We start from the raw sequence: 12662 nt of genomic DNA, 5'->3' as shown, positions 1-12662 counted from the left end.
TGACCAGTATGCACTGGTAGCCGCCGATGACGGCGCGACTGCGCGGCTCGGGTGCGCGCCAACTTTCGCCGTGCGCGCGCCATTCCCATACATATATCGGCAATTGTCAGTAGACGTTGCTGACCGGCAGGACATGGGGCGCGTCGCCATAGGCCATGTCCGTCTGCGTTCCGGCCAGCGGCGCCTTGAGCTTTGCCAGAAAGCCATGCACGGCAGCAGCGCCGCCCTTGCGGATCAGGTTCAGGTGATTGCCGTCAGGCACCACGACCAGCGAGGTGCGGTCCGAATTCATGGCCGCGAGATGCTCGGCGAACCGCGCGGGGGTGATCTGATCCTTGCCGCCGGCAAGGATCAGGATCGGCGCCTCGACCTTGTTTATCCGCGAACGGGTGTCGAACTTCGTGCGCAGCAGCCACTCGGGAACCTGCGAGAACTGCTGGCGCACCGCATCCCCGAACGTCGTGAACGGCGCTTCCAGAACGAGACCCAGCGTCTCGGCCCGCGAGGCGACGTAGCTCGCCACGCCCGTTCCCATCGAATAGCCGTAGACGATGACGCCGTCCGGCGCGAGGTCGTCGGCCGCGATGCGATCCATCATCGCGGAGGCGTCCGCATAGAGCATCGCCTCGCTTGGCAGGCCCGGATTGCCGCCATAACCGCGATAGCCGGTCAGGAGCAGCCCATGGCCCTCCTCGGCGAGCGCCGTCAGGTGGCGTGGCTTGTAGATGATGTCGCCGAGCCGGTCGGGAAAGTAGACGATCAGCGGCTTGCCGGGCTGCGGCGCAAAGTAATAGGAGCGCAGCTTCAGCCCGTCCGCCGCCGTCAGGTCGATCGGCTCCAGCTTCAGCTTGCTGTCGAATTTCAGGATGTCGAGCGCCAGCCGGTCACGGAAGAGCACGTATTCGGGAACGGTATGCGCCGCGGTCGCCCAGGCGGCGACGAGGAGCATGATCAAGGTGGCGAAGGCTCGCGCCTGCTTCCTGCGTTTGCCCGAACGCATGATCATATCGGCCACTCTCCCTTGCGACGCGATTCGTTGGTGCTTGCCACCATGCCTCACAATTAGACCGATTTATGGTTACCGCGCGATACATTTTGTGAGACGCCCTGCGCATGGTGTGGCCTGCGTGGTGTTCAGGTCACAGCGCGATGCCGCACCCTTTTGTCCAAACTACAATTCAAGCGTGTATTTTGACGGTTTGTTCGTCTTTTATTGCAATCTTGACGTGCATTTAACCGATGGAGACAACCATGACGGCTGGATGGACATGCAGGAAGGGGTCGGCGGCGGTCGAGTTCGCGATCCTTTCGCCAATCTATCTGATGTTCCTGTTCGGGATCATCGCCTACGGCATCTATCTGGGCGCAGCGCATTCGGTGCAGCAACTGGCTTCCGAAGCGGCCCGCCTTTCGGTTGCCGGCCTGCACGAGGCGGAACGGCGCGACATGGCGCTGTCCTTCATCGCCAGCCACGCACGGGGCTATGGTCTTCTTGATCCGGAAAAATTGCAGATCAGTGTCGTCGACAGCGCGGTCGACGGCACGCGCTTCGTGGTCGACCTGCGCTACGACGCGCGGCATCTGCCCATCTGGAACCTCTTCGACGGCGTGGTGCTGCCTTCGACCACCATCGAACGTCGCTCGACGGTGCGGATCGGAGGCGTGTGATGCGGCGCCTCCTTCCTCGTCTCGCCCGTGACCGCCGCGGCAATTTCGCCACCATGACCGCACTCGTCAGCCCGGTGCTGATCCTCGTTACCGCCCTCGGCGTGGATGCCGGTTCCTTTTTCGTCGAGCGTCGCAGCGCCCAGAACCTGACCGACCTCGCGGCCATGACGGCAGTGCGCGCGCCGGAGCGCGCCGCACAGGCGGCCGAAGCCGTTTTCGCCGACAATGGCTGGTCGAATGTCACGGTCCGCACGCTGGCGGACCTTGCCGGCGACACGCAGGCCCCGTCACGGCAAGAAGAAATCGAACCGGCCGGCCGCGTCTTCGTGACGCCGGGCGCCTATTCGCCCGACCCGCAGATCGCCGCCGGCCAGCGCTTCGTTGCGGGCGCGCAGCCTGCCAATGCCGTCCGGGTCGAATTCGAAAGCCATGCGCGCCGCTACTTTTCCGCCTCGCTGGTCGATGCGCCGCTCATCCGCACGGCGGCCGTCGCCTCGATGGTGCCGAAGGCGTCCTTTTCCATCGGCTCGCGCCTTGCCAGCCTTGAAGGCGGCGTTGCCAACATGCTGCTGGCGAAGCTTCTCGGCGCGAATATCAGCCTCAACGCCATGGACTACCGCGCCCTGCTCGATACGGATGTCGGGCTTCTCGCCTTCGTCGAGCAGCTTGGCGTTCAGGCCGACCTGACGGCCGCGACATATGACGAGTTGCTTGCCGCCGAAGTCGCCATGCGCGACGTGTTGCGCGCGCTCTCGCAGACGCCCGGCGTCGGGCTGACCGCCCGCACGGTCCTGCAACGTCTTGCATCGGGCGTTCCCGCTTCACGAACGCTGCCGCTGCGCCGGCTCCTCGATCCGGGCACGCTGGAAATGGCGAGGATCGACGGCATCGCCGCCGGTCTCGATGCGGTGATCGGCGCGGTGCCGCTGCTCAACGCGGCTGCCGCTCTTGCCAATGGCAGCAACCAGGTGACGCTCGATCTCGGAAACTCTGTCCCCGGCCTTCTCGACCTCACAGCCACCGTCGCGATCGGCGAGCCGCCGCAGGGCAAGTCCTGGTTCGCGCTCGGCCCCGCCGGCTCGATCGTGCGCACGGTCCAGACCCGCATCCGGCTCGATGCCCGCATCGGCCCGCTGCTCGGCGTTGGCGTCCATGTCCCGCTCTTCGTCGACGTCGCCCATGGCGAGGCGCGGCTGCAATCGGCGTCCTGCCCGACGGGACGGCCCGAGAGCGCGCGCGCCGGCGTCGAGGCGAAGCCCGGCATCGTCGAACTTCATCTGGCCGAGGCCGACGCCGCAAGAATGCACGATTTCAGCCGCGCGCCGCATCTGAAGGACGCCCGGCTCCTGCATGTGCCGATACTGCTGACGGTCAATGGCCGCGCCCATGCGGCCGCCACCAACATGGCGGCAGACACGCTTCAGTTCTCGGCGAGCGACGTTTCAGCCGGAACGGTCAAGACGGTCCGCACGCGCAACACGCTCCAGACCCTTTCAGGTTCGCTGCTGTCCAACCTCAGGCTGGAGGTCAAGCCGCTCGGCCTTGGCCTCGGTATTCCTCCCGGCCTCACCGGCACGTTGGGCGGCCTTGTCGGCGACACACTCGGCGCCGTCGATCCCGTCCTCGACGGCCTCCTCGCCGCCCTCGGCATCTCGCTCGGCGAAGCCGACATCCGCGTCCACCATGTCGATTGCGGACGACCCGTGCTGGTTCAGTGAGTTACGTGATCACCGTCGGCGCGTTGCGCCCCGTCCGGCCGGAAATGCCCGCGATCGCCTCGGCGGCCTCGATCAGATCCGCCAGCGCGGTCTGCGTGTCGAGGTCGAGGCGGCCGCCGGCAGGCTCGAAGCGCTCGATGTAGACCCGCAGCGTCGCTCCTTCGGTGCCGGTGCCCGACAGGCGGAACACCGCGCGCGAGCCGCCTTCGAAGAGGATGCGGATGCCCTGCTTTTCCGTCACCGACTGGTCGACCGGGTCGCGATAGGCGAAATCGTCGGCCTGCGCGACGGCAAGGCCCGCGAAGATCTGGCCGGAAAGATGATCGAGCCGGCCGCGCAGATCGTCCATCAGCGCATTCGCCGCGCCCGCGTCGACCGCCTCGTAGTCGTGCCGCGAGTAATAGTTGCGCCCGAACCGCGCCCAATGCCCGCGCATGATGTCGGCGACGCTCTCCTTGCGCACCGCCAGGATGTTCAGCCAGAGCAATACCGCCCACAGCCCGTCCTTTTCCCGCACATGGTCGGAGCCGGTGCCGGCGCTCTCCTCGCCGCAGATCGTCACCTTGCCGGCGTCGAGCAGCGAGCCGAAGAACTTCCAGCCGGTCGGCGTCTCGTAGAGTTCGATCCCGAGCGCCCTCGCCACCTCGTCGGCCGCTGCGCTCGTCGGCATCGACCGCGCTATACCCACCGGCCCGCCAGCATAGCCCGGCGCCAGATGCATGTTCGCCGCCAGCACGGCGAGTGAATCGGAGGGCGTCACGAACATGCCCTTGCCGATGATCAGGTTGCGGTCGCCGTCGCCATCCGACGCCGCGCCGAAATCGGGCGCATCGGGCGACATCATCAGGTCGTGGAGTTCCTTGGCATGGACGAGATTGGGGTCGGGATGATGCCCGCCGAAATCCTCCGACGGCACCGCGTTGCGCGCCGTGCCCTTCGCCGCGCCGAGCCGCCTTTCGAGGATTTCCACAGCATAGGGCCCCGTCACCGCGTGCATGGCATCGAACGCCATCGTGAAGCCCGACGCGAAATGGGCGCGGATCGCGTCGAAATCGAACAGCGTCTCCATCAGCGCGGCATAATCGGCGACCGGATCGACCACCTCGACCGTCATGCCGCCGATCTCGCGCGATCCGGGCGCATCGATCTCGGCGTCGCCGATCTGCGCGATGGCGTAGCGGTCGATCACCTTCGAGCGCTCGTGGATCGCATTGGTCAGCTTCTCGGTCGCCGGCCCGCCATTGCCGGCATTGTACTTGATGCCGAAATCCTCGGTCGGCCCGCCCGGATTGTGGCTCGCCGAAAGCACGATGCCCCCGAACGCCTCGTGCCTGCGGATCAGGTGCGAGACAGCCGGAGTCGACAGGATGCCGCCCTGCCCGACGATGACGCGGCCGAACCCGTTTGCCAGCGCCATCTTGATGACGATCTGGATGACCTCGCGATTGTAGAACCGCCCGTCGCCCCCCACCACCAGCGTCCGACCGCGATACCCCGCCAGCGAATCGAAGATCGACTGGACGAAATTCTCGACATAGCCCGGCTGCCGGAAGACCGGTACCTTCTTGCGCAATCCCGAAGTCCCCGGCTTCTGGTCGTCGAAGGGGGTGGTCTCGATGATCGCGATCATGAAAGGCAAGTCTCCATTGGCGAGCATGGATCCGAAAAGCGGGGAGCGGTTTTCGGCGCGTTCCGATGCTGCATCGATAATCAGGCTTCGCTTTCTGCCCGGTTTCGTCCCGAATTGCCAGAAGGCAGGCGCGCATCCGTGCCCCGTCAAACCGGCATGTGCCGGTTTCGGTTCCGTCACCTCTCACGCCCGATTTTGCGCTTTACCTGCCGGGGTCGGCGCGATATGCACTCATCCGCTCGCATTGGGGCGTAGCCAAGCGGTAAGGCAGCGGTTTTTGGTACCGCCATTCCCTGGTTCGAATCCAGGCGCCCCAGCCACCTCCCGGATGCGCTGCCGCAAGCCGGCACCAAGCCGCCATCCGGCAATTTCGGATTGATCACGTCCCATGCAGTTCATCGATCTCGGCGCCCAGCGCGACCGCATTGCCGACCGTCTCAAGACAGCGATCGACAAGGTTGTCACTGAGGGCCGCTATATCCTCGGCCCCGAGGTCGGGGAATTCGAGAAGCGGCTGGCCGATTATGTCGGCGTCGATCACGTCGTCGCCTGCGCCAACGGCACGGATGCGCTGCTCCTGCCGCTCTATGCCTCCGGCATCGGTCCGGGCGACGCCGTCTTCGTGCCGAGTTTCACCTTCGCCGCGACCGCCGAAGTCGTCGCGCTCGCCAAGGCCGAGCCGATCTTCGTCGACGTCGATCCCGACACCTACAATATCGACATCGCCAGCCTCGAAGCCGCCATCGCCATGGTGAAGTCCGAAGGACGCCTGACGCCGAAGGCGATCATCCCGGTCGATCTCTTCGGCCTCGCCGCCGACTACGATGCGCTGAACGCAATCGCCCGTCGTGAAAATCTGCTCGTCATCGAGGACGCCGCGCAGTCCATCGGCGGCATCCGCAACGGCGCGAAATGCGGCGCGTTCGGCCATGTCGGCTCGACCAGCTTCTATCCCGCCAAGCCGCTCGGCTGCTATGGCGACGGCGGCGCGATGTTCACCAACGACGCGGCCTTCGCCGACAAGCTCCGCTCCTTCGCCTTCCACGGCAAGGGCGAGACGCAATATGACAACGTCCATATCGGCCTCAACTCGCGCCTCGACACGATCCAGGCGGCGATCCTGATCGAAAAGCTCGCCATCCTCGAAGACGAGATGGAAGCGCGCGAGCGCATCGCCCGGCGCTATAACGACGCGCTCGGCGATGTCGTCAAGGTTCCGAATTTGCCCGAGAACAACCGCTCGGCCTGGGCGCAGTTCGCCATCGAGCATTCCGCCCGCGACGGCCTCAAGGCGCATCTGACGTCCGACGGCATCCCGTCGGTAATCTACTACGTCAAGCCGCTCCACTTGCAGACCGCCTACAAACACTTCCCGCGCACCCCGGCCGGCCTGCCGGTCTCCGAGGGCCTCTCCTCGCGCATCCTGTGCCTGCCGATGCACCCCTATCTGTCCGAGGCCGATCAGGACAAGATCATCCAGTCGATCCGCAACTTCGTGAAGCGCAACGCGGCTGACTAAACAGGCAGGTCCACCCCGCAATCCGAGATGAACCACGGATTGGCGAAGGCGGCGACGTCCGGCTTGCCCGAGCAGCCATACCGCAGCGCCTCGCCATCCAGCGTGCGCGTGCGCCCGCCGGCAGCGCGCAGAACCGCGTCGCCCGCCGCCGTGTCCCATTGCATGGTCGGCCCGAAGCGCGGATAGAAATCCGCAGCTCCGCTGGCGATCATGCAGAATTTCAGCGACGAGCCGACCGAGACGATCTCGGCCTGCGGCAGCTTCGCCAGATAGTCGTTCGTCTCGATCGTGCGATGCGAGCGGCTGGCCACCACCACCGGGGTCGGCCCTGGCGCCTGCGTGTGAATCTCCCGCCGTCCTTCGATCTCGTGATCGTCAGTCGTTCGTGCCATCTGGCACCGGCCCGGCCGGCCGAGATAGAGCTGGTGGCGGGCCGGCGCATAGACGATGCCGAGCACCGGATCACCGTTGACGACCAACGCGATGTTGACGGTGAAATCCTCGGAGCGATTGACGAATTCGCGCGTGCCGTCGAGCGGATCGACGAGGAAGAACATGGTGTCGAGATCGGCGGGCATCCGCCCGGCGCTCACCTCTTCTTCCGCGACGATCGGTATCGCGGGAAAATCATGCCGCAGACCGGCAAGAATGATCCGTTCCGCCTCGCGGTCGGCAAAGGTCACCGGGCTGTCGTCGCTCTTGGTCTCGACGGCGCAGCCGCCCCGATAGGCGTCGAGCACGATCTTGCCGGCGGCCAGCGCCAGGGGTTCGAGCCGCGTCAGTGCCTCGCCATGGTCGATCGTCATTCAGCGCCCGCCGGTTTCGCGCGTCCCTCATTCGGTCCTAGCAGAAAACTCCGGCCGCATCGCCACAATTGCCAGCGATCCCCAGGACTCCCTCTTGCAGCGTCTACAAGACACGTCAGGGTTTTCTGGTCAGGCGGCGTTGAGGAAGCGCAGATGCTCTTCCCACTGCACGGCATGGGCGACAATCGTGTCGAGATCGGCATGGCGGGGCTGCCACCCGAATTCGGCCCTGGCGCGCGACGGATCGGCGACGATGGAGATGGCGTCGCCGGGGCGACGCGAGCCGGTGCGAACCTCGAAATCGCGCCCGACGACGCGCTTGACCGCGTCGATAACCTCGAACACCGAATAGCCCGTTCCATAGCCGCAATTGGCGATCAGGTTCCCGCCGCCTGCGCGCAACCGCGCCAGCGCCAGCGCATGGGCATCGACGAGATCGCTGACATGGATGTAGTCGCGCACGCAGGTGCCGTCCGGCGTCGGGTAGTCGGTGCCATAGACGTCGATGCCAGCGCGCTTGCCGGTCGCCGCTTCCGCCGCGACCTTGATCAGATGCGTCGCGCCCTTGGTCGATTGCCCCGCCCGCAGCCCCGGATCGGCGCCCGCGACGTTGAAATAGCGCAGCACCGTATAGGCGAGATCATGCGCCGCGGCCGTGTCGCGCAGCATGATCTCGGTCATCAGCTTGGAGGTGCCGTAGGGCGATTCGGGCTTCAGTTCCGCATTCTCGGCTACCGGCGACACGCTCGGCGTTCCGTAGACGGCGGCGGTCGATGAAAAGATGAAGTGCGGCACGCCGGACCGCACAGCGCTTTCGATCAGCGCACGCGACTTCACGGTGTTGTTCTGATAGTAGCCGAGCGGATCGGCGACCGAATCGGGCACCACGATCGATCCGGCAAAATGGATGATCGCGTCGACATCGCGCCGCCTGATCGTGGCCTCGACCAGTTCCTGGTCGGCGATGTCGCCGACGACGAGTTCTGCTTCTGCCGGAACCGCCCAGTGGAAGCCCGTCGACAGCCGGTCGAGCACCACCACATCCTCGCCCTGGTCGAGCAGACGCCAGACCATGTGCGATCCGATATAGCCGGCGCCGCCGGTCACGAGAACGGTCATCTGGAACTCTCAGCATTTTGAACCGACAGGCCACAGACTAGACGGGCGGACTTACCATCGCGTGAAGGAATTCACTCGTCTTGGCGCGAACCGTTCCAAGGTGCTAGACGATGCGCCGAACCAGCCGCAAAGAGAGATCGATGACCGAACGAACCTGCCTTGCAATCGTCCTTGCCGCCGGCGAAGGCACGCGCATGAAGAGCGCCAGGCCGAAGGTGCTGCACGAGGTCGCCGGCCTGCCACTGGTCTGTCATGCGGCGCGCGCCGCGCAGGCGGGCGGGCGCGCCGATCTTGCCATCGTCGCCGGCCGCCAGTCGGACGACGTGCTGAAGGCCGCGACGAACGTCGCGCCCGGCGCCCGGCTTTATCTCCAGCACGAGCGCCTCGGCACCGCCCATGCCGTTCTCGCTGCGCGCGAGGCCATCGCTGGAGGTTATGACGACGTCCTCGTCCTCTTCGCCGACACGCCGCTCGTCAAGGCCGAGGACATCGCGGCGCTGCGCAAGGGGCTTGCCGAAGGCGCTGCCGTCGTCGTGATGGGTTTTGAGGCCGCCGATCCTTCCGGCTATGGCCGGCTCCTGACGGATGGCGACCGCCTCGTCGCCATCCGCGAGGACAAGGATTGCACCGAGGCGGAGCGCGCCGTCACCTTCTGCAATGGCGGGCTGATGGCGATTTCCGGCGAACACGCCCTGTCGCTTCTCGAAGCCGTCGGCAATGCCAATGCCAAGGGCGAATACTACCTGACCGACATCGTCGAGATCGCCGCCACGCGCGGCCTCAAAGTCGTCGCCACGACGGCCGACGAGGAAAGCGTGCTGGGCGTCAACAATCGCATCCAACTCGCCGAGGCCGAATCCGTCTGGCAGGCGCGCAAGCGCCGCGAGACGATGCTGGCGGGCGTCACGCTCGTCGCGCCCGAAACGGTGCATTTTGCACACGACACGCAGATCGGCGCAGATACGATCGTCGAGCCGAACGTCGTTTTCGGGCCGGGCGTGTCCATCGGCGCGAACGTCACCATCCATGCCTTCTCGCATCTGGAGGGCGCAATCATCGCCGACCATGCCCAGATCGGCCCCTTCGCGCGGCTGCGCCCCGGCGCGCGCCTCGCCGAGAAGGTCAAGGTCGGCAATTTCTGCGAGGTCAAGAACGCCGATGTGGCGGCCGGCGCCAAGATCAACCACCTCTCCTATATCGGCGATGCGAGGATCGGCGCGGGCGCGAATATCGGCGCCGGCACGATCACTTGCAATTATGACGGCTTCCTCAAGCACCTGACGCAGATCGGCGCGGGTGCCTTCATCGGCTCGAATTCGGCTCTCGTCGCGCCGGTTTCCATCGGCGACAATGCCTATGTCGCCTCGGGCAGCGTCATCACCGCCGGCGTTCCCTCCGACGCACTTGCCTTCGGCCGCGCCCGGCAGGAGAACAAGGACGGGCTCGGCGCGCGGTTGCGCGAAAGGCTGAAGGCCGAAAAGGAAGCGCGGGCGGCGGCCAAGGGCTGAACGCCAACCCGCTCAACCCCCGAGGCAACGTTGACGCGAATGCGCGCGATTGCCCCATCGGCAGGGCGTTTTTGCAGTTGACCGCCCTGCCCCCTCTCCCTATGTTCCGCCGCAATTTCCGGGCCGCCACGGCCAGGATGCTTTCGGGCCTTGCAGCCCGTGGAGAGCGCGTAGCTCAGTTGGTAGAGCAACGGACTTTTAATCTGTAGGTCCAGGGTTCGAATCCCTGCGCGCTCACCATCGTTTTGCATCATTGAATTATACACACGAGTGTGTATATACTCGACATATGAAAAGCGCCGACATCATCGCAGCTTTGTTGTCGGACGGCTGGAGCGAAGTGGCGCGAAAAGGCAGTCACGTCCAGTTCAAGCACCCCGAAAAGCCGGGTCGCGTCACCGTTCCCCATCCAAAGCGCGACCTCCCGATTGGCACCTTGAAGAGCATCGAGAAACAATCCGGCCTGAAGCTGAGGTAAAGGGTATGAAGCAGTATATCGGACTCATCCACAAGGATGCCGACAGCGATTTCGGCGTGTCCTTTCCCGATTTTCCAGGCGTCATTACCGCCGGCACGGATCTCGACGACGCCCGCGCCATGGCCGAAGAGGCATTGGCGTTTCACATCGAAGGGCTGGTGGCGGACGGCGAGGCCATTTGCGAGCCCTCTTCGCTCGAAGAGGTCATGGCCGATCGCGACAATCGCGATGGCGTGGCGATCCTGGTTTCGGCCCGGAGCGCAGCCAGAAAGGCCGTCCGCGTGAACGTCACGCTGCCCGAAGACGTGCTTGAACAGATCGATGCCTTTGCGGAGTCGCACGGATATACGCGTTCCGGCTTTCTCGCGCAGGCCGCCAGAAAGGCGATGGAACTCGAATCGGCGTAGTCGCTATTCGCCGGGATGCAGATGATGGTCCTTGCGGCGATCACAAGCGATCCAGCCGAAAGCTCCCGCGCCGACAATGAGCGGAAAGACGTACCAGAAGAAGATTTCAAACGTCATTCCTGAAGACTCCCGAGAACGCCCATTAAGGCAGAAAGCTTACCCTCACTCCAGCCCGAAACTGTCGCAGAACCGATCCACCGCCGCTTCGACCGGCGGGGCGAAATCGTCGGGCGTCGGCACGCAATAGACGAATTTGCGGATGCCGATATAGACGATGCCGCCATGCAGGTTCCAGATGTCCTCCATCTGCGGTCCGCCCTTGGCTCCGGCCGCGCGCTGCATCTCGGCGCAGAGCGGCTCCAGCATCAGCTTGGCCAGATGGCCGAGATAACGCCGGTTGAGTTCTGCGCCGGCAAGGCCGGAGAACATGAAGATGCGCATCCATTCATAGGTGAAGATCGCACCGGTATATTCGCGGTAGAAGCGCTTGGCGCGCTCGCGCACCGGCAGCGACCGGTCGGCGATCAGCACCGGCCAGTCGGGCGACAGGCGGTCGAGATAGACGCGCTCGAACACCGCTTCCAGCAGATCGGCCTTGGAAGCGAAATAGGCATAGAGCAGCGACTGCGTGACGCCGAGCCGCTGCGAAAGCTCGCGCGTCGTCCCCTCCAGCCCGACCTCGGAAAAAAACGCCGCCGCCTCGTCGACGATCATCTGCCGACGCTCGTCGGGCGCAAATCTCTTGCGTTCGTTCGCTGCCTGTCCGGCCATGTCGCCCCTTCCCGCTCGCAGCCCCTCATATCCTCGTTCGCCGAATCTGGCGACGCGAAAAATAACCGCTTGCCAAGCGTCGCGTCATAATAGATCATTTGATCAATAAGAGCGCAATGAGGAACCGGTCCTTGCCGGAGCGCTCGCAAACGATCCGGCTTGCACGTTGGATCGTCCGGGAGGATTTCGAGATGAAGCCAGCGCCGATCGGCTATGTCCGCGCGACCGACCTTGCCCATGCGCTTGACCTGCTCGCGGCGGGCGATGGCGACGAAAAGGTGCTGGCCGGCGGCCAGAGCCTCGTCGCCTCGCTCAATCTGCGGCTGATCGAGAGCCCGAACCTCATCGACATCAACTTCATCGACGAGCTTGCCGGCATCACCGAAAGCGGCGACATGGTGCGCGTCGGCACCCTGACGCGCCATTGCGAGTTGATGGCGTCGGAAATCATCGCCCGTCACGTCCCGATCCTCGCCGAGGCCGCGCCGCTCATCGCGCACGCCGCCATCCGCACACGCGGAACCATCGGCGGCTCGCTCGCCAATGCCGACCCGGCGGCCGAACTGCCGGCCTGCGTCGTCGCGCTCGACGCGACCATCGTTCTCGCCTCGAAAGCCGACGGCGAGCGCCGAATCAAGGCGGCGGACTTCTTCCTCGGCCTGTTCGACACGACCCGCCGCGACGACGAGATTCTGGTCGCCATCGAGATCGCGAAGATCAAGCCCGGCGAGCGCCAGTCGATCCGCGAACTCGTCCGACGCTCCGGCGACTACGCGCTTGCGGGCCTTGCCATCGCCGGCCCCGCCGCCGCCCCGCGCCTCGTCTTCTTCGGCGTCGGCGACGCGCCGGTCGTCGCTTCCAGCGCGATGGCGATCCTCGAAAGCGGCGGTTCGGTCGACGACGCCGCGCTCGCTCTGGAAGACGACCTCGACCCGGCGGACGACATCAACGGTTCGGCCGGCTACAAGAAACACATCTCGCGCGTGCTCCTGAAGCGCGCTTTGTCGGACTTCCGGCAGTCCGACGCGGCATGAGGGA

General features: G+C 65.1%; 12 protein-coding genes and 2 tRNA genes. 9 read left to right on the top strand and 5 right to left on the bottom strand.

Annotated features, from left to right (window positions below; translation table 11 throughout):
- Positions 1 to 106: 106 nt before the first annotated feature.
- Positions 107 to 1006 carry an alpha/beta hydrolase gene (locus PZ895_RS16025; protein WP_275839999.1) on the bottom strand — a complete coding sequence of 300 codons (900 nt, stop codon included), beginning with the start codon at positions 1004 to 1006 and terminating at the stop codon, positions 107 to 109.
- A gap of 245 nt (positions 1007 to 1251) precedes the next feature.
- Here PZ895_RS16025 and PZ895_RS16020 point away from each other — a divergent pair, with 245 nt between their 5' ends.
- On the top strand, positions 1252 to 1668 hold the full coding sequence (locus PZ895_RS16020) for a TadE/TadG family type IV pilus assembly protein (RefSeq protein ID WP_275839998.1): 417 nt from the start codon (positions 1252 to 1254) through the stop codon (positions 1666 to 1668).
- Positions 1668 to 3386, top strand: coding sequence for a pilus assembly protein TadG-related protein (locus PZ895_RS16015; RefSeq protein WP_275839997.1), 1719 nt, complete (start codon positions 1668 to 1670; stop codon positions 3384 to 3386). The genes PZ895_RS16020 and PZ895_RS16015 overlap by 1 nt, the downstream gene beginning before the upstream one ends.
- A gap of 1 nt (position 3387) precedes the next feature.
- Here the strand turns inward: PZ895_RS16015 and PZ895_RS16010 are convergent, their stop codons facing one another.
- Positions 3388 to 5016 carry an alpha-D-glucose phosphate-specific phosphoglucomutase gene (locus tag PZ895_RS16010; protein WP_275839996.1) on the bottom strand — a complete coding sequence of 543 codons (1629 nt, stop codon included), beginning with the start codon at positions 5014 to 5016 and terminating at the stop codon, positions 3388 to 3390.
- Between the two features lie 245 nt (positions 5017 to 5261).
- On the opposite strand from PZ895_RS16010, the gene PZ895_RS16005 reads away from it, so the two are divergent.
- Together PZ895_RS16005 and PZ895_RS16000 are read left to right on the top strand one after the other, a co-directional pair.
- Positions 5262 to 5336, top strand: a tRNA-Gln gene (locus tag PZ895_RS16005).
- A 68-nt stretch (positions 5337 to 5404) separates the two neighbouring features.
- On the top strand, positions 5405 to 6535 hold the full coding sequence (locus PZ895_RS16000; RefSeq protein ID WP_275839995.1) for a DegT/DnrJ/EryC1/StrS aminotransferase family protein: 1131 nt from the start codon (positions 5405 to 5407) through the stop codon (positions 6533 to 6535).
- Here the strand turns inward: PZ895_RS16000 and cysQ are convergent.
- Positions 6532 to 7341: a 3'(2'),5'-bisphosphate nucleotidase CysQ gene (gene cysQ / locus PZ895_RS15995; RefSeq protein WP_275839994.1), complete on the bottom strand. Its 810-nt coding sequence runs from the start codon at positions 7339 to 7341 to the stop codon at positions 6532 to 6534. The genes PZ895_RS16000 and cysQ overlap by 4 nt on opposite strands.
- Before the next feature lie 129 nt (positions 7342 to 7470).
- Positions 7471 to 8460, bottom strand: a complete 990-nt coding sequence (gene galE / locus PZ895_RS15990; RefSeq protein WP_275839993.1) for a UDP-glucose 4-epimerase GalE — start codon at positions 8458 to 8460, stop codon at positions 7471 to 7473.
- 140 nt (positions 8461 to 8600) lie between these two features.
- Between galE and glmU the strand changes: the two genes are divergently transcribed.
- The 4 genes from glmU to PZ895_RS15970 all read left to right on the top strand — a co-directional run bounded on the left by glmU (position 8601) and on the right by PZ895_RS15970 (position 10853).
- The gene (gene glmU, locus PZ895_RS15985; RefSeq protein ID WP_275839992.1) at positions 8601 to 9968 is read left to right on the top strand and encodes a bifunctional UDP-N-acetylglucosamine diphosphorylase/glucosamine-1-phosphate N-acetyltransferase GlmU; all 1368 of its coding nucleotides are present in this window, start codon (positions 8601 to 8603) and stop codon (positions 9966 to 9968) included.
- 164 nt (positions 9969 to 10132) lie between these two features.
- Positions 10133 to 10208, top strand: a tRNA-Lys gene (locus tag PZ895_RS15980).
- A gap of 49 nt (positions 10209 to 10257) precedes the next feature.
- Positions 10258 to 10446: a type II toxin-antitoxin system HicA family toxin gene (locus PZ895_RS15975; RefSeq protein WP_275839991.1), complete on the top strand. Its 189-nt coding sequence runs from the start codon at positions 10258 to 10260 to the stop codon at positions 10444 to 10446.
- 5 nt (positions 10447 to 10451) lie between these two features.
- A complete protein-coding gene (locus PZ895_RS15970; protein WP_275839990.1) occupies positions 10452 to 10853 on the top strand; it encodes a type II toxin-antitoxin system HicB family antitoxin in 402 nt (133 codons plus the stop codon).
- Between the two features lie 162 nt (positions 10854 to 11015).
- Here PZ895_RS15970 and PZ895_RS15965 read toward each other — a convergent pair whose 3' ends face one another.
- The gene (locus tag PZ895_RS15965) at positions 11016 to 11624 is read right to left on the bottom strand and encodes a TetR/AcrR family transcriptional regulator (protein ID WP_275839989.1); all 609 of its coding nucleotides are present in this window, start codon (positions 11622 to 11624) and stop codon (positions 11016 to 11018) included.
- A gap of 191 nt (positions 11625 to 11815) precedes the next feature.
- On the opposite strand from PZ895_RS15965, the gene PZ895_RS15960 reads away from it, so the two are divergent.
- Positions 11816 to 12658, top strand: a complete 843-nt coding sequence (locus tag PZ895_RS15960) for an FAD binding domain-containing protein (protein ID WP_275839988.1) — start codon at positions 11816 to 11818, stop codon at positions 12656 to 12658.
- Positions 12659 to 12662 lie beyond the last annotated feature (4 nt).

Source organism: Mesorhizobium sp. YIM 152430, assembly GCF_029210365.1.
Taxonomy (GTDB): Bacteria; Pseudomonadota; Alphaproteobacteria; order Rhizobiales; family Rhizobiaceae; genus Aliihoeflea.
Note: the sequence above shows the minus strand (reverse complement) of the source record. Positions and strands in the feature narration are given on the sequence as shown.

Bases quoted from the DNA above. Each gene is read 5' to 3' on its own strand.
- galE (WP_275839993.1), bottom strand. From the start codon at position 8,460: ATGACCGTTCTCGTGACCGGCGGCGCCGGCTATATCGGATCGCACATG.
- PZ895_RS15970 (WP_275839990.1), top strand. From the start codon at position 10,452: ATGAAGCAGTATATCGGACTCATCCACAAGGATGCCGACAGCGATTTC.
- PZ895_RS16025 (WP_275839999.1), bottom strand. From the start codon at position 1,006: ATGATCATGCGTTCGGGCAAACGCAGGAAGCAGGCGCGAGCCTTCGCC.
- PZ895_RS15965 (WP_275839989.1), bottom strand. From the start codon at position 11,624: ATGGCCGGACAGGCAGCGAACGAACGCAAGAGATTTGCGCCCGACGAG.
- PZ895_RS15960 (WP_275839988.1), top strand. From the start codon at position 11,816: ATGAAGCCAGCGCCGATCGGCTATGTCCGCGCGACCGACCTTGCCCAT.
- PZ895_RS16020 (WP_275839998.1), top strand. From the start codon at position 1,252: ATGACGGCTGGATGGACATGCAGGAAGGGGTCGGCGGCGGTCGAGTTC.
- cysQ (WP_275839994.1), bottom strand. From the start codon at position 7,341: ATGACGATCGACCATGGCGAGGCACTGACGCGGCTCGAACCCCTGGCG.
- PZ895_RS16000 (WP_275839995.1), top strand. From the start codon at position 5,405: ATGCAGTTCATCGATCTCGGCGCCCAGCGCGACCGCATTGCCGACCGT.
- PZ895_RS16015 (WP_275839997.1), top strand. From the start codon at position 1,668: ATGCGGCGCCTCCTTCCTCGTCTCGCCCGTGACCGCCGCGGCAATTTC.
- PZ895_RS15975 (WP_275839991.1), top strand. From the start codon at position 10,258: ATGAAAAGCGCCGACATCATCGCAGCTTTGTTGTCGGACGGCTGGAGC.
- glmU (WP_275839992.1), top strand. From the start codon at position 8,601: ATGACCGAACGAACCTGCCTTGCAATCGTCCTTGCCGCCGGCGAAGGC.
- PZ895_RS16010 (WP_275839996.1), bottom strand. From the start codon at position 5,016: ATGATCGCGATCATCGAGACCACCCCCTTCGACGACCAGAAGCCGGGG.